Consider the following 19458-nt stretch of genomic DNA (forward strand, 5'->3'; position numbering starts at 1 on the left):
ACTTCTAACCGATTGCCTTCTAAATCCTCAAACTTAAACCACTTAACATCGCCATCTATTTGAATGGACTCGACTTTTACTTCATGCTGCAGCAAATGTTGATGCGCGGCTTCAATATCCGGGTAAGGTTGGTATATCCGCGAAAATTTTGGCATGTCCACGAAATTGTTGAATATATCCGCGGAAATTTTGATATATCCGCGAATATGTTGAATATATCCGCGGAAATTTTGATATATCCGCGAAAATGTCGATATATCCGCGAAAATGTTAATATATCCGCGAATATGTTATGTTCGAGCTTGACGACCGTATAATGCCGTCTCAAGAATGACCAATGTTAACGGAGTTCCCCCGATAATTAAGGAGTGCAGCCAGTTTTCTTCATTACACCAAAACTCGCATCGCGATGTAGCAATCTAAGAAATAGGGATCACTGATAGCTGTAAGAAAAAATAAAAAGCCGCATCCGTTAAAATCACGGGCGGCTCTTTGCGTCAGACGATCTATCGGCAATTATGTCGTGATATGGCATGATCATCTGTTCCGCCTTTTCATAACCGAGGTTGCTCATTTCTCTTAATAAATCAGGGATCGCCTCCTCGGGATAGCCATAATCACGAAGCAATTGTTCTATATTCTCCATCCATCACACCTCCTCTATAGTTATTCCCCGTTTTTAACAAATCTTCAATGGATTCTGTCGCTCACTATGGTTAACAAGAATAACTCGTCACATATTTCTACGATGAATGGGTATATATAAAAGCAATGCAAGGTATGTAAAAGCCTTAAATTTCAATAAAACGGAAAGGAAGAATTGAAATTGGCACAGATGACTATTTATGTAAAAGAAGCTGTAAATGAACAACCTATTCAAACATTAGAAACGATTCTTTCGCAAATGGATGGCATTGAAAGAGCGTTGGTAGACATTGAAGATGGCGAAGTAAAGATCACATACGATGAAACGCAGCTTGCCCAGGAAAAAATCAAAACAAGGATCGAACAACATGGCTTGCACGTTCTTGAATAAGTCATCTTGTGTGTAACGGAATAGGGAGATATTTCTTACCGTTTACAAGCGATTGGAACTATCAGAAAAATTAGTTGAAACACATCCCCAATGTCTTAAAACAGTTGGGGTCTTTTTATATCAATTTTGGCTAACTAATAATTGATAAACTGTTCATTGTTTCAGGAGCCGCTCATAATCCTCCGCAAGAAGAATTTCGATTGTTTAATGTTTGTACTTCGTGTTCTTCCGTGTCTTTTGAAACAGATTCTAATCCATATCCTGTCGAACTGATTTCTAAAACTTCTTCATTACTTCGTTTTCGATTTTCGTTCTGGCTTAAATTGTCTTTTTCCATTATGGCACCTCCATGAGTCATTAATTGTATGGACTTTTAAAGATTCTATAAACACGCCGTTTGTTAGATAAATTCGCAAATCGGAACTCGATCAGGTAGCTCCAACGTTGATCTTTTTTATATTGTTCCGGTTTGGCAACAAGCTATACGGAAAGATTGTTCCAATACTGCATAACAATTACTCGAGCCAACAGAGTGTATTTTCTAAGCTCCAAACAGACATTATATTTGTCAAGTAGCTATACAAGAACCAGTTTAAAATGTGGCCGTTTCCATATGCTAGTAAACAGGAGGTGAAGGTATGGATGACCGAGAAAATACGAACAGGATCGCAGACGTTGATCCGAATGTCACAAACAGTGCCAAACTTGATGACGGTTCACTTCATATAGTACATAGGGACGGAGAAGCAACAGATGACTTCTTACTCAAAGTGGTTAAAACTGGCGCTTATCGAACCATGACTAACGATTAGAGAGCGATGTCTTTATTCCAGGTGCATGTCAGGGCTGGTTGTAAAAAACTAATAGCTAGCCTTATCACCTGTATGTTTGAAGCAAGGGCGAGTGCTTTGCCCCCCAGATTTTAAAAAATACAAAATGCTGTTGCATAATTTTCCGGCTTATCCTCATGATAATCATGAACCATGATGACGAAGGAGGGCAATTAACCAATGAATAAAGACAATGGGGGTCACATGATCCAATCTGAAGCTGTAAGCAAACAGCTTGAACAATTTGAGCAACAAAACCCGACACATGAGAAAAATAAAAAGGGAAGCACGAACGAGATTCAACCAATGGCAACTGATGATGACATCACACAATAGTTTCGCACACGGCCCTTCTGGCATTCGCCGGGAGGGCCAATCCTCGCCTTTCCACTATAACAAACCCCATACCGTCCCGCCTGAAGTTTACTCGTAACCCTCATAATATTGAGAGCCGCTAACCATAAATCATTATTTTTGTATAAAATAGGGAAATAAGTTAAAATAATTATGAATTTTGAAAATTTTAAAGAGAGGGGAGAAATGATTGAAAACGCATACAGATAACATTCCTGCACCAACCGGTCTGCCGGCCAAGAAAAAATCGATAATAGGCCCAGGCTTAATTGTTGCAGCAACTGGTGTCGGGGCCGGCGATTTAGTAGCAGCTCTCGTGGCAGGTACACAATTCGGCCTTGTGTTTTTATGGGCGATCATCATTGGTTCAATTTTAAAATTCGCATTAAATGAAGGGGTTGGCCGCTGGCATTTGCTAAGTGGCAAAACGATTTTGACTGGCTGGACATTTCTGGGGAAATGGACAACTGGTTATTTTGGTACATATTCAATTATTTGGGGCTTTGTTTATGGTGCAGCCGGGACTTCTTCTTGTGCCCTAGCGATGGCGGCCATGTTCCCTTTTCTTCCATTATGGGTATGGGCAGTCATACATGGAATCATCGGCTTTGTTTTAATTTGGTGGGGTGGTTTCAAGGCGTTCGAACATGTTATGAATATATTGATTGCTATCATGTTTGTAACCGTCGTAGGATCTGCACTGCTTGTCATCCCGCAGCTAAGTGGTTTATGGAACACAGCTGTTCCATCATTACCGCCTGGCTCCTTATTGTTTGCTCTCGGATTGATTGGCGGCGTTGGCGGTTCGATTACGATGGCGTCGTATGGCTACTGGCTGCAAGAGCATCAGTGGAAGGGGGCCTCCTTTTTAAAACTGATGCGGATTGACTCTGCTATAGCGTATATCGTAACAGCGATTTTCACCATCTCACTGCTTATTCTCGGCGCAGCATTATTATATGGTACAAACAGCAATATTAGTGGTGAGCAGGGGCTTGTTTCCTTTGCTTCTGTTCTTGGAAATGAGTTGCATCCTTCGGTCAGATGGCTGTTTCTTACTGGTTTTTGGTCCGCCTCATTCACCTCCGTACTTGGGGTATGGAATGGCGTTTCCTATTTATTTGCTGATTTTGTGCGGACGGTACGCCACACCAATGTTAAAGACGAAGATTTAAGCAAAACAAAATCGTACCGCTTTTATGTGCTTTGGTTAACTTTCCCTCCAATGCTGCTGCATTTTATCGGAAAACCAGTCGGCCTGATCATTGTTTACGGGGCCTTAGGGGCACTCTTTATGCCATTTCTGGCGTTTACTCTTCTTTGGCTGCTTAACTCAAAAAAACATATGCAAAATGAAGCAAGAAATGGCTGGCTTTCAAACGCTGTTTTAGCCTTATCGATTATCATCTTTGTCGTGTTAGCCGTTACGGAACTGCGAAATATTTTCTAAAAGAAACTTCCCGTTTAAAAAGACATTTCCATTGTAATTGGAAATGTCTTTTTTAGATTTTATTTATTAAAGTCTTCTCGGGAATAATGGGATTTCTAATGGGCTACTTATTCTACAAAACCTCTAATCTATGGATTTGCATCGTGTGGCATACTGTTTGGAACTCTTGCTTGAACGTGTTGACAATTCAAAGCGCCGCGTTGGCCAACGACAGCGGGTTAATATCCATATCGACGAATTTTTTCTGGGTGGCTTTCAAGATAGCGGTGATTGTATCGATGCTTCTCATACGCATAAGTTCCAACGTCGTTACTAAGACATCTTTGCAATCGGAATCATAAGCGCTGCCAGGGTTACCTGTCCAGATTGAAAACGGCGTTATCGTTAATCGCCCAAAATTCGGATTTCAGAAGATTTATAACCTAGTACCTTAGTTTCTGTGTAGAGCGTAGCTGGTAGAATCAAAGGAACGTATAACAAAAGGATAATGAGCAAATAATGAATGCCTGCAATTCCGAAGCCAACAAACAACAATCGCAAAACAGGATACAGAATCAGCGTGAGCGGTATGGCTGCGATCAAAGACAAAAACATGCACGCTGTCATAGACTGGCGCATCAACATGAATCCCAACAAGCTAAACGAACTGACCATCAACGGAATTGCAAATAAATAATGACTTCCCGGCATACTGAACTTGGTCCAGACGGTCAGTGCGGCCATGATCAGCATGGTCCCAACAACAATATCTATGACCGGCAGCCCCTGGACAAGTTTCTTCAATCGAGAGACGACCTTCAGCTTTCGCAGAATCCAATAGAACAGGAGGCCAAGAATGGAAATTGCAGTCAATGCAATTAGAAGCATGGAAGAAAAGCCATTTAATTCATAGATGGAGTAAGCGATGGAAAATAAGCTTCCATATAAGTACAACAGAATAGCTATGGCTACAGCAAAAATCACCCATCGGCTGCTCCTCTGAAGAACGATATCTCCTTTTCTCCAACCATACAAAATAGTCGTAGCACTGAGAAGTAAAGCGATTGCTGCGAGAAAGACGTTCCAAGATACGGGAAAAACTACAAGATGGTCACCAAATACGTTAAAGAACACTTGATTCTCTTTGTTCCCCAAAGTAGACAAATCCATAGAACTGAGTGCCTTCGTCATAGATAACACATATTGTCCGCTGTGCTGAACCGTTGGCAGATAGACATGCTTCAAATCATCTTCCTTGGTATGGTAAACATGGGCCCCTTCCGCATATGCGAAATTCAACCCGGATATGTCTTCTTCCTTAAAAGGAGTAAAATCGGTATCGTTAGGCAAATGGCGGTATATATCTTCCATAAAAGAAAAAGCGTACGGATTGTTCACATACTCGTTAAATAGTTGAATGGCGCTGCCGTTCGGTCCGCTTGTCTGGAAGAGGATGACGGGCCCTTTGTAACCGCGGGCTTCCAGATTTATGACAAAACCGATGTGTTCGGAGGAATGCTTCTTTAGGTACTCCTTTGCGCCGTAAAGCCCCAATTCCTCCCCGTCCGTGAACAGGAACACCATCGTATTTCTCATCGGCTCCTCTTTTTTCAATACTCGCATCGCTTCCAACATCACGGCCACATTCACTCCGTCGTCATTCGCCCCCGGTCCCTCAGGCACAGAATCATAATGCGCCATTACCATCACCTGTTTGCCCGGTTGTGTACCTTCCATCGTGGCAACAATGTTCTGAATCGGCAGTTTCTTCTTGTCATGCATGACCGTGGATTGCTCAATAACGACTGGGATGTTCATGTCCCTAATGGTATCGGCGATGTATTCTTTTGACTGATCATGGTAAGCAGATCCTACAGGTCGCGGTTGCTGTGCAATCTTCTTTAGATGATCATGCACTCGTTCTGCAGAAACCTTCCCTGAGGTGTCCTCTTTTGACACAACTTCAATGGATGGTATGGCCCACATATTTGCCATTATGAGTGAAAAAATTACCAGTATATAGACAATGACAGCCACCGTCCGATAACGATGATTTGTATTTTGCAGTTTCATAACCTCATATCCCCTTAGTTTATTGGGTTACCGACATCTTCCTCATTTACCATAACTACAAATGATAGATGGAAGCAAGTTATGATTAGGTGAAGAAAATGTTAAGGAAATATTGCTTTGGAGGAAAAACGGCTGGCTTTCAAACGCTGTTTTAGCCTTATCCATCGTCGTCTTTGTCGTTTTAGCCGTTATGGAAATGCAAAATATTTTCTTAAACGATTTAAAAAGAACGCCCGCCAAAATCGGAGAAATAACGAGTGAGACCGATTCTGCTATTTGGACCATTCCACTTGCTCTCCCTAAGTGCGCCTTGGAAACCAATGTCGAGACGGCCGCTTGATAAGCGGGGAACTGCAACGAACTAGCCACTGAAGAGATCGACAGGATGATGTATAAATGCCAGATGGCTAGCGAATTTGTGCTGTATAACGCAAATATCAATAAAGTTCCGAGACCAGCTATTGAATCGCTAATGATCATCACCTTCCGTCTATCGAAACGATCGACGATTACTCCGGCAAATGGTGAAAAAACAATCGCGGGAAATGTGGAAAACAAAAGAATGAGTGAAAACATCGTCACAGACCCAGTTTCCTCTAGAACCCACACTCCTAGTGCAAATGCCGTTAACCCTGATCCAACGATCGACACCAATTGTCCTAACCAAATGAATAAAAATGTTCTAAATCCATTTGTCCCCACTCGTTGATCCTCCTAGTCCTCTTTTTTGTATAAAGAAAGTACAGCTCCATATCTTTTGATGTTTGCGTTCGTGGTGTCTTCATTTTTCTTTTCCTGCCAGGGTTTTATGACTGCCATTAATTCTCTTTTCAGCATTGCAGCTTCTTGATCGTTTAAGGTTAACTGCCCGGCAAAAAAGAGCTGTTGATCAACGTCCTCATCTGCTAATTTGCCAAGTGATCTTAAATATTGGTCGCGAAAGTCATTGATTGTTTTTCTGACAATATTTAATTTGTGATTGTCCCCTTCGTCCGCTTCCTCAATATCGTGCAAACGAATGCGAAAATCTTTGGCAACCGGCAAATAATATTTTTCAAGGATCCCGCCATTGTCTCTCGTATCGGTTAAAACTAATAATCCTGATTTAACAAGTTCGCGCACATAGTCATGCCCCATTTGTATTCAACTTAAGTTTATCATTCAAATTATTTTGAATGAGTAAAAAGCTGCCCAAATTGACAGCTCCAACAATCCCTACATTTTATCAGATTAACTCAATGCTGTTAAAACGACTCCGATCGCAATAAGCGCAACGCCCAATCCATTTAACAGACTTATTTTTTCACCAAGGAACAAGATCGCCAAAACGGTGGCGAGAACGACACTCAGTTTATCAATGGGCGCCACCTGGGACACCTTTCCGACCCTGAGCGCCATGAAATAGAACAACCAGGATGTAGCCCCGGCGATGCCGCTGAGAATGATAAACATAAATGTCCGCTTTTGATTGATGATCTCCGGTATCTTCTGTAAATTCCCTTCAAAGGCAACAACGCCAATCAAAAACACGGCCATGATGATCGCTCTTACTGCGGTAGCCGTATTCGGGTCAATGTTTTGCAATCCAATTTTTCCAAATATACTGACCAAAGCAGCCGATATCGCTGCAAGAAGCGCATATATAAGCCAAAGCGACATAATTCCTGCCTCCCTTAAAATTTTCTCATCTTTATAAGTATGCTCCATCGTTCGTTCCTTATTATGTACTGTGATTACAGATGTTCCATCCTGATTAAATAGTCATAAATTTTATAAAAGAACTCTTCTTATTAAATTGTCCTGTTCCGTTACATAATAAAAGGCAGCTCTACATGAAGTAAAGCCACCATCCGCATTATTTTTTCAAATGATAAGGTACAGTCGTGACAACAACGTTTCTCCGGTACAGCAAGAAGGCGCGAATCAGTAAACTTGATTGGTTGTGAAGGATATTGTGCCAGCCCTTCTTAGGAATGAATTGTGGAATGATGACTGTGACCTGATAATTCGCTTCCCGCGCTTTATGTTCAACAGTATCAACAAATTTCGTCAATGGATGAATGATGCTTCTGTAATGCGAGTGCAGGGTTACCAGCCTAATATCAGGTTGCCATTTCTTCCATTTTTCTTCAAACCTTTTCTCGTCTTCCCTTTCAAAAGCAACGTAAACGGCAATAATTTGGTCGGCTGAAAGAGATTTTGCATAGTTTAATGAGTTCTCCACCACATGAGTAATCCCTGCGACAGGAACAATAATAACATTCCCTTCAATTGGTACAGAAGGCTCACAAGTCGTAAGCCGAAGTTGGTCTCCCACTGCTTCATAATGATTTCTGATTCTATGAAAGACATACACGATAACAGGTATGAAGATTAGCACCGGCCATACCTGTGAAAATTTGGTTAAAAAGAACATGATTGTAACTGTAAAGCTGATCACGGCACCCGTTGAATTAATAACGAATTTCGCGATCCAGCCTTGAGGCTTTTCACGAAGCCACTTCACCATCATTCCTGTCTGGGACAACGTGAATGGAATAAACACACCAACGGCATAAAGCGGGATCAGGTGTTCAGTTTGTCCCTCAAAGGCAATAATTAAAACGATGGACAAAAGTCCAAGAATGATAATTCCATTGGAGTAGCCTAATCGGTCTCCTCTAATTGTAAACATTCTTGGGATAAATTTATCCTTGGCAAGGTTCACTGCCAGTAAAGGGAAAGCGGAATAGCCAGTATTGGCGGCAAGGATCAAGATCAATGCTGTCGTTCCTTGAATGAAGAAATACATGAAATTTCGGCCAAAAGTCTCTTCTGCAATCTGTGAGACAACTGTTACCTCTCCACTTGGGGCAACTCCATAATAATAAGCCAGATATACAATTCCCGAAAACAACAAAGCAAGTAAGACACCCATCGCAATTAATGTTTTAGCAGCATTATTAGGGGCTGGATCTTTAAAGTTCGGGATTGCATTGGAAATGGCTTCAACCCCGGTTAAAGCAGAACTACCTGACGCAAATGCTCTGAGGAGGATAAATAAACTGATCCCTGCTACTGGCGCTCCAATCGGTGTATGCAAATCGGGTGAAACCTGTCCCGTTACAATCTTATATATACCCACACCAATTAATATGAATAACGCTAGAACAAATAAATAAACTGGATAGGCTAAAACCGAAGCTGATTCCGTTACACCTCTCAAGTTCAAGATTGTAATAAATATAACAAATACAATGGCTATGGAAACATTATAGCTATACAGGCTCGGGAACGCTGATGTTATCGCATCCGTCCCCGCAGAAACGCTTACCGCTACAGTCAAAATATAGTCCACCAACAAGGAACCCCCAGCGATTAACCCGGGATTTACACCTAGATTTTTCTTGGAGACCACATATGCGCCCCCGCCGTGGGGATAAGCAAAGATAATTTGCCTATATGACAAAATTAGTGCCGTTAACAGAATTAATACGCCAACTGCGATAGGAATCGAATACCAGAAAGCTGCAGCACCAACTGTAACGAGAACAATCAATATTTGCTCCGGACCGTATGCAACTGATGATAACGCGTCAGAAGAAAGGATCGCCAACGCTTTAGTTTTGTTAAGCTTCTGTTCCCCTAATTCAGTTGATTTTAACGGTCGTCCAATTAAAAGTCTTTTTATAGAAGAAATCACTGATTTTCACCGCCGACTAGTTGTATAATTTATTTTTCCCTGTTATGCAATAAAAAATCTCAGGCAAAACTAGACTCTAAAAATAAAAAAACGCCCACAAGCCATAAGATAATAGACCTGCAGACATCAGTTTTGTTGTCGTACAAGCTCCACCTTCCTTCTCATTAACGCTTACGAGGTTAGCTGTCGGATTCGGACCTTGAGTAGCCCTTCCTGTTATAGGATTCACCCCTTGGATTATGAAACAACCCAAAAAATCGGTTCCCCCGCACCATCTGGTTTCAGCGATTTAGAAATATGAAACTGCTGATTATGATACTCCTGTGTTGCAGAAAAGTAAATGAAAAAATTAAACCCCAGAATAGAAAGATTATGTTGTTGTGTATAATATAAATTCTTCAGGCAAAAAATAGTTTATTATATCAATATACGATAGGAGTATTTTGATGCATAAAGAAAACTATCCCTTGTTATCTGATGAATTTTTGGACGAAGTAGTCAAAGAGATTAATGATCTATATGGGAGTCCAACAACGGAACAAAATCAGCTGCCGAGAAATGATGATAGTGGATAATCAGTTCAAAGAAAAGGAACTGCATGTTGCTCCCGAATCTGGATTACCGTAAATCAAAAAAATGAGCCTGATCGGCTCATTTTTTCGTTGCACAAATTACTCTTCTGTTATCTTGTTCACTTTCTCTCTCACTTCATCAATGTTCCGCATTTTATTTTCCCAGCATTTTTGGCTTAAATCGACAGGGTATTCTTCAGGATTCAAAGTTCTTCTGTATTCGGCCCAGAGCAGGGAGAGATTTTCGGCTGCGTACTCGCGTAATTCTTCCAGGCATGGAAGCTCATAGACAAGCTGGCCATCTACATATATGTCTTCATGAAGGTCTTTTGCTGTAAAATTGGTGACAAACTTGCTGATGTACGTATGGACCGGGTGAAACATTTTCAACCGCTCTTCTTCTTGAGGATTTTCATCTTCCATCGCGATATAATCGCCTTCTGATTTATTGTTATCGTTATTAATAATCCGATAGACTTTTTTCAGGCCGGGAGTTGTCACTTTTTCCGGATTGCCGGAAATTTTAATCGAATCGGTCATATTCCCGTTCTCATCTTCTATCGCGACAATTTTATAGACAGCTCCTAAAGCGGCCTGGTCATAAGCGGTAATCAGCTTCGTTCCAATTCCCCAGCTATCAATCTCCGCTCCCTGCGCCTTCAAGTGCATAATTGTATATTCATCAAGATCGCTTGAAGCGACAATTTTCGTTTCAGTAAATCCTGCTTTATCGAGCATTTTCCTCGATTCCTTGGATAGGTAAGCAAGGTCGCCGCTGTCAAGGCGGATCGCCTTAAAATTGATTTTATCACCAAGCTCCCTTGCTACTTTAATCGCATTTGGCACACCGGAACGAAGCGTATCATATGTATCCACTAAAAATACACAGTCTTTATGGGCGCTTGCGTATGTATGGAATGCTTCATATTCGTCCCGATATGCCTGGACGAGCGAGTGGGCATGAGTCCCTGCGACCGGGATACCAAACATTTTCCCGGCGCGCACGTTGCTTGTTGCCTGGAAGCCAGCCAAATAAGCAGCCCTCGTTCCCCAGACTGCCGCGTCCATTTCCTGCGCCCGCCTTGTGCCAAATTCCATTGCTGTTTGATCGCCGACTACATGCTTCACACGTGAAGCTTTTGTCGCAATCAAAGTTTGATAGTTGATAATGTTAAGGAGCGCTGTTTCAATCAGCTGGGCTTCCGCGAGTGGCGCGTCTACCCGGAGAATCGGTTCATTGCCGAAAACCAGTTCACCCTCCTTCATCGAGCGGATCGTTCCAGTGAAGCGCAAATTTCGCAAATAGTCGAGAAAATCATCATCGTATTTGGCTTCTTCTTTTAAATATTCAAGATCGCTTTCAGCAAACCGGAAGTTTTGCATATATTGAATAACTCGCTCGAGCCCGGCAAAAACAGCATAGCCGTTGCCAAATGGCAGCTTACGAAAAAACAGCTCAAATACCGCTTTCCGGTTATGCATTTTGTCACGCCAATACGCTTCCGCCATGTTGATTTGGTACAAATCGGTATGAAGCGCCAGACTGTCATCGTTATATATATGTTTCATTCCGTTCCCTCCATTTTTATAACACCTTTGCGCCAAGCGAATGTTCAAAATGGCCCAGTGCCCATTCATGCCCGGCTTCATTGAAAGATGCAACCGCATCTTTATAAACAGTAATGTTAAAGCCTTTGTTATAAGCATCAACCGCCGTATGCAGCACACAAATATCCGTACACACCCCGGCAAGGTGCACTTCTGTTATGCCGCGTTCGCGCAGCTTTATTTCCAGGTCCGTTCCGGCAAAAGCAGAGTATCTCGTTTTATCAAAGTAAAGCACATGATCTTTGTGTTTGTGTTCTTTGAACACATTATCCAGTTCCCCGTATAAGTCTCGTCCCTTAGTATTTCGAATGTTGTGGGGGGGATAAAATTTTGTTTCCGGGTGATATGTATCGCCGAGATCATGAACATCAATCGCAAGCACGACCAAATCGCCGTTTTCAATGAACTCTTTTGTTAAGGAAACAATTTTGTTTTCAATTTCCTGCCCAGGCTTGCCGCAAGTAAGTGCTCCATCTTCTGCAACAAAATCGTATGTATAATCAATATTGATAAAAGCTTTCATCCAACCGCACCTCTCCCTTTATCAGTTTTATAATTTTCTTTAATTGCTAAACATAAAATTTCAAATCCGATTTTGCACCGCTGCTAATATATTCGCTTATCCCTGTGCCTATCCCTTCAAAATTGCCCGATTTTCCTGAACGAAGGGGACAGGCAACATTCCAACTTTCTCCGGCATTTTAGGGAGATGAGGTTTTAGAGATTGGAATAAACAAAAAAACAAGGTCATCGTATGCCTTGTTTTAAAATCTTTTTGCTTTAGTTTGTTATGGTCGATCATTTGGGCGTATCTGATCAAGCGGCGCAAACACTTCAAAATGGCGATAAAGGTTTTCAAACTCGGCCGGCGCTTCTCCGCCCAGCTCTCCGTCGAGGTTAAGGAGCAGCTTCTCCGCTGAATGAACTTTAATATGGCTTGCTTTCGTATAAATGACATTGGCATCATTGACATGTTCACCGCGAATCGCCAGTGTTGCAACGCGGATAAAATCGGCCAGGTTCGTCTTTTTCAAGATCAGGAGTGTAAACAGTCCGTCATTAATCGAAGCATCTGGTGCCAGCTTTTCAAAGCCTCCAACTGAATTTGTCAGGCCAACAAGAAACAGCATCGCTTCTCCTTCAAACAGCCTTCCGTCGTATTCGATACTGATGTCGGTAGCACGAATCGATGGCAGCATTTCCATCCCCTTTAAGTAATAGGCAAGCTGGCCGAGCATTGTTTTTAATTTGCTCGGGACTTCATAAGTTAACTCGGTCAGGCGTCCCCCGCCGGCAATGTTAATAAAGTATTTTTCATTCATTCTGCCGATATCAACCGGGATCGTATCCCCTTTGACTATAATATCAGCAGCCGCTTCGACGTCACGCGGAATATGAAGAGCCCGGGCAAAGTCATTCGTCGTTCCCATCGGGATAATTCCAAGCTTCGGCCGGTATTCCTGCTCAGCCATTCCGTTGACGACTTCATTAATGGTTCCATCTCCGCCCGCAGCGACGACTAAATCATACCGGCGCTCGACCGCTATTCGCGCCGCTGCCGTTGCATCTCCCTCACTAGTTGTCGCGTGGCATGAAGACTCATAGCCTGCTGTTTCCAGCTTCTGCAGCACTTCGGCTAAATGCTTTTTAAATAACTCCCGGCCTGAAGTTGGATTATAAATAATTCTTGCACGTTTCATACTGAATCATCCTACTTTTAGAATATCAAAACATAACATAGTCAATTATAGCGCTTCCATCTTTTAACATGATAGCTTAACTGCACCCTGGAAAGCAATGATTTGCTAATCATTTTTTGGAGTAACTTAAAGATCATTTTACCCCTTGTGAGCTCTTTTTACCAAATGTTTCGACCCGGTTTCTGGAATATCGTTCTATATGTTTAGCTTTTCAAAAAAGAAGAGCCCTTACACTGTAAGAGCTATGGCAAGCTATTCAGACTAACACTGTACGTATTCATAATATTGAGGCGATGCGTTCCTTCGCCCATTTTAAGAGAACCGTTTTTGTTAGGTTCTGTATATTCCTTAGCTGGGTCACCCGCAGATTCCTGATTCTCGGGACTGGAAACCTGCCACTCATGGCCTGTGCTGTTGAGCTCCTGGACTCCTACAGCAGATAAATTAATGTCGCTGTTCTCCTGCAAATGAACGGCTACCGAAGACGCACGATCGATGCTCCAATCGTTTTGCAAAGTGCGCGGCTTCATCGTAACCTCGTTTTCATTAGCGGCAACCTCCAGCTTTAAGTCGTTTGGAACCAGCAAGGTTACGTCCAGTGATGTGTACTGTTCGAATGGCCCTGTTTCACTTGGAAGGCCTTTAATACTCACATACAAAGAATCCCCTTTTTTCTGGACCGATAGGTAATCCTCGACATCCTCAACCAACACTTCATTTTTCCCGAGATGGGCGCGGTATTTCCCAAAAATCGAAATTTCTCTTTCCGTCGTTCCTTCGATCGTAATTGGGAAATTTTCGGTTTCGACAACAACCCGACTTATTTCTCCCTCAACGTTTTGCGAAAAGCCGGGAAGATCCAATGTTTTTTCTTGGCGACTGAGGGTTTCTTCTACCTTTTCGATCAATCCGGTTGAGCTTAAAACCGCAAAACCAATACCTGCTGTTCCCAATAAGCCTACAAACAAAATACTCAAGAAATCGTATTTTAAATAAGGCTTTTCCTGCTTGGTCAAAATCAAGAACAAGAGAATTTCAAGGCCGAGGACAACGAGCAGGGTCGGCCACCAGGCCATCATGATATTCATTAAGCTATACCCGAATATTCTCGAGACTAACAAAAAAATCCCGAGGAACAGAAGCGATGCTCCCATAGAAAAAGTTCCGACACGCCAAGTTCTCATTTCTCCACCTGCTTTCTCCGATTAGCATTCAGCAGCAGCCCGAGTCCTCCACCGAGCAAAAGCACCCCTGCCAACATTTTTCCTGCTTTCCCTTTGTCGATTTTTCTCATTTCGATACCTCCTCTTTAGCCGGTTTGCTCCCGAGCAGCAGCCTGATTCCCCCGCCAATCAGCAGAATGCAAACGATGGCTGTCTGGAAATAACGGTCAAACCAATACTGTAAATCAATATCGATCATGTCATAAAGCATCGGTGAAAGAGCCGGAAGTATCATATGCGTGGTCATGTAATATAAGCCAAGCACAACGAGGCCGATTCCGACCCATTTTTGATGGTTAATGAAATAAGAAATGATCGGAATATCCTCGATCGGGCCATCCCCGTAACGGGTTGCTTTTTGCATACCGTCAAAAAAACTGTAAAACCAGATAATCGGAATGAGGAACAGGAAGATCCCCAGCCTTAAAACATCGAGAATATACATCGAAAACAGGAAGGCTGCCATCAATTGGACGCCCCGGCGCTGGTAACCAAGATAAAGATGGCCGGCCCCTGGAAAAATTGATAGAAACGTCGCAATTGCTTTGCTCTTTTTTCCCTCTTCTCTTCTCAATTCAAAATCTTCAAGAATCGTCCTGTCAATCAGCTCTTCACCATGCTGTTTTTTATTCAGCTGCTGAATCGCATCAAAAAAACCATAAAACCAGATAACAGGAGCAATTAGTAGAAAAACAAGAAATTCGCTGCGCCCGGTAAGGATGGATACAAACAGCACCATCACTCCGAGCCCGAGAAAAGCTGCCAGCAATGTCAGCCCCCGGTTCATCAATCCGAGTTGAAAATGTCCGACACCGGGGACAAAAGATAGGATAATCGTAAAAAAGCGTTCCGATTCTTCATTAGAACTGAGCTTTTTATTTTCTTCAAATTGAGCAGGCTGTTTATAAAGCTTTGACGCTGTAATCGCTGTGTCAATAAAATTCACAATGTAAACCAATAGCCCAGCCAGCGCAAACACAATAAATGATTCATTATAGCTGACACTCATCATCACGAAGGCAAACATCGGTAAGCCAAGAACCGCTACAGTGTAAAAAATACCCCTTAGTATTTTACCTAAATATAAAAGCCCTCCTCCAGGGAAAAATGCCAGCAAAAACGCAATCAGAGGATTTTTTTTCATTATTTATTCGCCTCCTTGTTTTTCATTTCAAAAGAATCTAGCCAAGTAAATGTTCTATCCATAATTCCCTCCGTAATTGAAGGCTGCTTTTCTTGAAAATTAGTGTTTTGGACTGTATCCGTATAGCGCGTAACAGATTGGAATACACCCGTTGCCATCAACAACAACGTCATCGCTGCTGCGAGAACATAATGGAATGCTGAAGTCTGATAATACCTTTTTTCTCTCTTAACAGGTTGTTTTTCCTGTTGCGATGCCTGTTTGACGATGGCTATTGACTTCATCACGACATTGGTAAAGTCCGTTTCAGCTTCGATCGCCGGTAATGCCGCTTCATCTTCAGATAAAGCGCGCATGTATAGATCTAGACATTGGTCGCAGGAGTAGAGATGATTTTCATATGTCCCGCGGACATCATCGCTTATTTCGTTTTTCAGATATTTTTTCCAGTCTTCTATCGAAAAATGGTTCATGAAAAATCGTCCTCCTTCCAATGTGCTTTAATCCACTGGCGTGCTCTGTATAACTTTGTTTCAATCGTTTTCACCTGGACATGTTGTTCTTCTGCCATTTTTTGATAGCTTTTTTCTTCTATGTAAAAGCCATAAATTACGTCCCGATAATTTTCCGGGAGTTCGTGAAGCCTTTTCCTGACAAGATCGCGTCTCTCCCTTGTAATAACCTCAATCTCTACACTGGAAGGGTGGCCCGGATTCAAGTCATCAACCAGATCCATTACATCTTCACGCCGGCGCACTTGCTTTCTTTTTACATCGATGGCATGGTTAACGGCAATTCTCGTCAGCCATGTTTTAAAGCCCTGATTCTCATAGTGGGGGAGAGACAGGTAGATTTTCAAAAAAACTTCCTGGGCGGCATCTTCAGCTTCCTTCTGGTCCCGCAATACTGCAAAGGCGGTCCGGAACACATCATTGCGATATTTTTCAACAATCAGCCGGAATGCATGATCACTGCCTCCCTTGACCTTATCAATAAGAACCTGATCTGTAATCTCTCTCCCCCCCTTTCTGATTCACACAATAATAGACGAAACGAAAGCGGATTACCCCTACAGCCAAAATAAAAAAAATTTAGGGACAGTTCCGCAGCAGTTTAACGCACCGCGGAACTGTCCCCTTATTTTACTTTGTCTAATAAAATGTCCAGTAGCTCCTGACCTGATACCAACGCTTCGCCGCCACCCTGAGCCAACGCTTCATTGCCCCCGCCTTTTCCAGCGATGATTGGCAGCACATCGGCAATGATCTGCTTCATATTGGCAGTCTCCTGCGAGCCCCTTGCACAAACGAGCTGAAGCCGGCTATCGTTTTCTGTTACCAATAAAACCGTAAGTTCATCCTTTTCTGCTGTAAGCAAGCGCGCAAGCATTTGTAGTTCTTGGATGGTTCTATTTTGGTAAACTTTTGCAATCAGCTTTTCGCTTTGTTCAAGAAGATCCTTCACTTCAAACCGGAGCAGCGTCTCACGTATTTCCTGCAAGGACTTGTCCTTTTCTGCTCCTGATTCAAGCAGGCGTCTGGCAGCCGCAGGCAATTCTTGTTCCGGGGCGTTTAACAGCTGGCAGAGTTGGCGGATGGTCTGTTCTTTTTTATGAAGCTGGTCTAGAACTCGATTTCCGCAAACAAATTGGATGCGGATTCTCTTTCGCTGTCGCTCCCAACCCAAAATCTTAATTGCAGTAACCTCGCCGGTTGCTTTTGGATGAGTCCCGCCACAGCCGTTATAGTCAAAATCTTGAATAATGACAAGGCGAATATTTTCAGTTACTGTCGGCTGCTTTCGAAGCGGAAATTGTGAAAGCTCCTCTTCAGTCACCCACTTCGTTTCAATTGGGCGGTTTTCGAGAATGATTTGATTGGCACGCTTTTCTGCTTCGTTTGCCGCTTCTTCTGTCAGTTCTCCAATATTGAGATCAATCGTCAACAATTCCTTGCCAAGATGAAAGCTGACCGTCTCAAAATCAAACAGTTCTTCAAAGGCGGCTGATAAAATATGCTGGCCGGCATGCTGCTGCATATGATCGAAGCGCCTTTGCCAATCAATCACACCTTTGATTTCCTCGTGCAAAGGCAGAGACCCATCAACATAGTGGCGGATTTCACCATCAATCTCTTCGACATTCAAGACAGTTACTCCATCAAGGGTACCCACATCGTGCGGCTGGCCCCCGCCTGTTGGATAAAAAGCTGTTTCTTCAACGACAACAAACCAATTGCCTGCGTCATCGTTTGCCTGCTTCGTTACTCTCGTTGCAAAGGTTCTAAAATATGGATCTTGATAATAAAGTTTAGTGGTCATTGATTGGTCGCCCCTTTTGCTCACAATAAAACAAGAAATCAATCTATTTATTATTCTGGTCGTTTTACAGCTGAAATTCAATGAATAACCGAAAAAACTTTTTATATCATGACTTAATCTTTAAAGATTGGTGTACCGCTTTAAAGGAGCCAGAAGTCAGCGAATACGGAACCTTTATTTGGATTGCTGATCCCGACGGAAGGTGGATTGAACTTTGGGAGAAATAAAAATAATATTTTAGTAAATCTATATTCTCGTCCGGCTGGTAACCATATTCCCGTTTATCATCAGTTGTGGTTTGATAGCATTGCATAAATCCGATTGGTTCTTTTCCAGCCTGAACGATGTGGGGAACGACCGGAATCTCGCCGCGGACGCGCGGCCCATATTTTTCATGAATCATTTCGAGAGTAAACGGATTTTCCACTCCTCCATAAAACTCGAGCACTACCGGTGTGCTGAGCCATCTTGCCATAGCAGGAAAATCTTCAATCTGCATTTTTCTAATTATTATCCTATCCTGAAGCTTCATTACCTTAACCCTGTTTCCTCAATATGCAAATATAACAGGAGTGGCCAATTGCATGGGTTGCTTCTTCTCCATACTGTTTTTCAATTGTACCGGAAAGCTCCAATAATGCTGCCTGTCTTTCAGAATCGTTCATTCCCGCCAGCCATGATACAGATTCGACTCTATCGATCCATTGCTCATTTGAAAATGTGACTGTATAATCGAATTTATAAAAGTCTCTCAGTTCAAAGCTATTTAAGCGCCATTCTTCAAACCACTCGACCGGGAAGCCATTTATTCGCTGATTTGATTGTCCTTTCGAACCGGGCGGTTTTAAACCATCTTTCAAATATTTTTTAATCACCGCAAATGTACTTTCAACAACAGGATGGCCGGATGTAAAACCGGAGTCAGCAACAATGAGTGTCCCTCTTTTTTTAAGAATTCTATTAATCTCTTTTAAAGCAGCCTCCCGATCAAACCAATGCCAGGCGCGCATCACAGTAACAATATCGTATTCACCCTCGCCCAAACCGGTTGCTTCTGCCGTCCCTTTTTTATAGGATACATTTAAATAATTGTCTTTATTAATGGCAGCTGCCTCTTTAAGCAGCTCCTCTGACGGGTCAATACCGATAACATCCGCCTTTCTAAGCATTAATTTTCTCGTCAATGTTCCCGAGCCACAGCCGATATCGGCCACTTTCTTGCCTTCAAAACTCACATTGCGCAGCTGCAGGCTCTCAAAAAAGGTGTTCGGAATATCATTGCGGGAACGAGCATAGCTTTTTGCTACTGTTCCAAAATTAACTTTTTCCATCACTTAACCACCTTATTTTTCTAAATATTATGAATAACGCTGTTAATAGAGACATTATATGGTAGAATGCTAATGAAAACAATAACGGAGTATGTTAGATTTTCTTTCGAGTACGGAAGGAGGCATCGTCATCTATAGAAATATGATAAGTGAAGAA

The 19458-nt window shown here is 42.4% G+C and carries 22 protein-coding genes, 1 pseudogene and 1 riboswitch; of the genes and pseudogenes, 7 read left to right on the forward strand and 16 right to left on the reverse strand.

Going from position 1 to position 19458, the window contains the following annotated elements; translation table 11 throughout:
- Positions 1-478: 478 nt before the first annotated feature.
- A complete protein-coding gene (locus CU635_RS23200; RefSeq protein ID WP_180955576.1) occupies positions 479-646 on the reverse strand; it encodes a hypothetical protein in 168 nt (55 codons plus the stop codon).
- Between the two features lie 189 nt (positions 647-835).
- On the opposite strand from CU635_RS23200, the gene CU635_RS03940 reads away from it, so the two are divergent.
- Positions 836-1036 (forward strand): heavy-metal-associated domain-containing protein, encoded by a 201-nt coding sequence (locus tag CU635_RS03940; RefSeq protein ID WP_245917312.1) that lies wholly within the window; start codon positions 836-838, stop codon positions 1034-1036.
- A gap of 172 nt (positions 1037-1208) precedes the next feature.
- Here the strand turns inward: CU635_RS03940 and CU635_RS23205 are convergent, their stop codons facing one another.
- On the reverse strand, positions 1209-1373 hold the full coding sequence (locus tag CU635_RS23205; protein WP_180955577.1) for a hypothetical protein: 165 nt from the start codon (positions 1371-1373) through the stop codon (positions 1209-1211).
- A gap of 301 nt (positions 1374-1674) precedes the next feature.
- Here CU635_RS23205 and CU635_RS23210 point away from each other — a divergent pair, with 301 nt between their 5' ends.
- The 4 genes from CU635_RS23210 (at position 1675) to CU635_RS24300 (ending at position 4011) form a co-directional block, all read left to right on the forward strand.
- Entirely contained in the window at positions 1675-1848 is a 174-nt protein-coding gene (locus CU635_RS23210; protein WP_180955578.1) for a hypothetical protein, read from the forward strand.
- A 198-nt stretch (positions 1849-2046) separates the two neighbouring features.
- Positions 2047-2202 (forward strand): hypothetical protein, encoded by a 156-nt coding sequence (locus CU635_RS23215; RefSeq protein ID WP_180955579.1) that lies wholly within the window; start codon positions 2047-2049, stop codon positions 2200-2202.
- 247 nt (positions 2203-2449) lie between these two features.
- Positions 2450-3670 carry an Nramp family divalent metal transporter gene (locus tag CU635_RS03945; protein WP_101575908.1) on the forward strand — a complete coding sequence of 407 codons (1221 nt, stop codon included), beginning with the start codon at positions 2450-2452 and terminating at the stop codon, positions 3668-3670.
- Between the two features lie 83 nt (positions 3671-3753).
- Complete coding sequence (locus tag CU635_RS24300) at positions 3754-4011, forward strand: CPBP family glutamic-type intramembrane protease (RefSeq protein WP_376739724.1); 258 nt, start codon at positions 3754-3756, stop codon at positions 4009-4011.
- 43 nt (positions 4012-4054) lie between these two features.
- On the opposite strand, the gene CU635_RS03955 is transcribed toward CU635_RS24300, so the two are convergent.
- From CU635_RS03955 to CU635_RS03975, 5 genes are all read right to left on the reverse strand, one after another.
- Positions 4055-5722, reverse strand: a complete 1668-nt coding sequence (locus tag CU635_RS03955) for a M20/M25/M40 family metallo-hydrolase (protein WP_101575880.1) — start codon at positions 5720-5722, stop codon at positions 4055-4057.
- A 42-nt stretch (positions 5723-5764) separates the two neighbouring features.
- Positions 5765-6424, reverse strand: a complete 660-nt coding sequence (locus tag CU635_RS03960; protein ID WP_101575881.1) for an MFS transporter — start codon at positions 6422-6424, stop codon at positions 5765-5767.
- Between the two features lie 12 nt (positions 6425-6436).
- Positions 6437-6859, reverse strand: a complete 423-nt coding sequence (locus CU635_RS03965) for a hypothetical protein (RefSeq protein ID WP_125928863.1) — start codon at positions 6857-6859, stop codon at positions 6437-6439.
- A gap of 93 nt (positions 6860-6952) precedes the next feature.
- A complete protein-coding gene (locus CU635_RS03970) occupies positions 6953-7381 on the reverse strand; it encodes an EamA family transporter (RefSeq protein WP_101575883.1) in 429 nt (142 codons plus the stop codon).
- A 196-nt stretch (positions 7382-7577) separates the two neighbouring features.
- Entirely contained in the window at positions 7578-9404 is a 1827-nt protein-coding gene (locus CU635_RS03975; protein ID WP_101575884.1) for an APC family permease, read from the reverse strand.
- A gap of 153 nt (positions 9405-9557) precedes the next feature.
- Positions 9558-9701, reverse strand: a riboswitch (cyclic di-AMP (ydaO/yuaA leader).
- 149 nt (positions 9702-9850) lie between these two features.
- Between CU635_RS03975 and CU635_RS03980 the strand changes: the two genes are divergently transcribed.
- Positions 9851-9979 (forward strand): hypothetical protein, encoded by a 129-nt coding sequence (locus tag CU635_RS03980; RefSeq protein WP_101575885.1) that lies wholly within the window; start codon positions 9851-9853, stop codon positions 9977-9979.
- Positions 9980-10075: 96 nt separating this feature from the next.
- On the opposite strand, the gene CU635_RS03985 is transcribed toward CU635_RS03980, so the two are convergent.
- The 8 genes from CU635_RS03985 to CU635_RS04020 form a co-directional block, all read right to left on the reverse strand.
- Positions 10076-11545, reverse strand: a complete 1470-nt coding sequence (locus CU635_RS03985) for a nicotinate phosphoribosyltransferase (protein WP_101575886.1) — start codon at positions 11543-11545, stop codon at positions 10076-10078.
- 16 nt (positions 11546-11561) lie between these two features.
- Positions 11562-12107, reverse strand: a complete 546-nt coding sequence (locus CU635_RS03990; protein ID WP_101575887.1) for a cysteine hydrolase family protein — start codon at positions 12105-12107, stop codon at positions 11562-11564.
- A gap of 265 nt (positions 12108-12372) precedes the next feature.
- Complete coding sequence (locus CU635_RS03995) at positions 12373-13284, reverse strand: diacylglycerol kinase (RefSeq protein WP_101575888.1); 912 nt, start codon at positions 13282-13284, stop codon at positions 12373-12375.
- A 242-nt stretch (positions 13285-13526) separates the two neighbouring features.
- Complete coding sequence (locus tag CU635_RS04000; protein WP_101575889.1) at positions 13527-14468, reverse strand: hypothetical protein; 942 nt, start codon at positions 14466-14468, stop codon at positions 13527-13529.
- A gap of 106 nt (positions 14469-14574) precedes the next feature.
- Complete coding sequence (locus CU635_RS04005; RefSeq protein WP_101575890.1) at positions 14575-15651, reverse strand: hypothetical protein; 1077 nt, start codon at positions 15649-15651, stop codon at positions 14575-14577.
- The gene (locus CU635_RS04010; protein ID WP_101575891.1) at positions 15651-16124 is read right to left on the reverse strand and encodes a hypothetical protein; all 474 of its coding nucleotides are present in this window, start codon (positions 16122-16124) and stop codon (positions 15651-15653) included. Before CU635_RS04010 ends, CU635_RS04005 begins: the two co-directional genes overlap by 1 nt.
- A complete protein-coding gene (locus tag CU635_RS04015; RefSeq protein ID WP_257988079.1) occupies positions 16121-16684 on the reverse strand; it encodes an RNA polymerase sigma factor in 564 nt (187 codons plus the stop codon). The genes CU635_RS04010 and CU635_RS04015 overlap by 4 nt, the downstream gene beginning before the upstream one ends.
- A gap of 104 nt (positions 16685-16788) precedes the next feature.
- Positions 16789-17970, reverse strand: coding sequence for an alanyl-tRNA editing protein (locus CU635_RS04020; protein ID WP_101575893.1), 1182 nt, complete (start codon positions 17968-17970; stop codon positions 16789-16791).
- A gap of 123 nt (positions 17971-18093) precedes the next feature.
- Between CU635_RS04020 and CU635_RS04025 the strand changes: the two are divergent.
- Positions 18094-18197: pseudogene (locus CU635_RS04025) on the forward strand (VOC family protein); the annotation flags it as partial.
- A 309-nt stretch (positions 18198-18506) separates the two neighbouring features.
- Here the strand turns inward: CU635_RS04025 and CU635_RS04030 are convergent.
- Positions 18507-19301, reverse strand: coding sequence for a class I SAM-dependent methyltransferase (locus CU635_RS04030; RefSeq protein WP_101575894.1), 795 nt, complete (start codon positions 19299-19301; stop codon positions 18507-18509).
- Positions 19302-19458: the final 157 nt, after the last annotated feature.

Source organism: Bacillus canaveralius, from assembly GCF_002860125.1.
GTDB lineage: Bacteria > Bacillota > Bacilli > Bacillales > Cytobacillaceae > Bacillus_BJ > Bacillus_BJ canaveralius.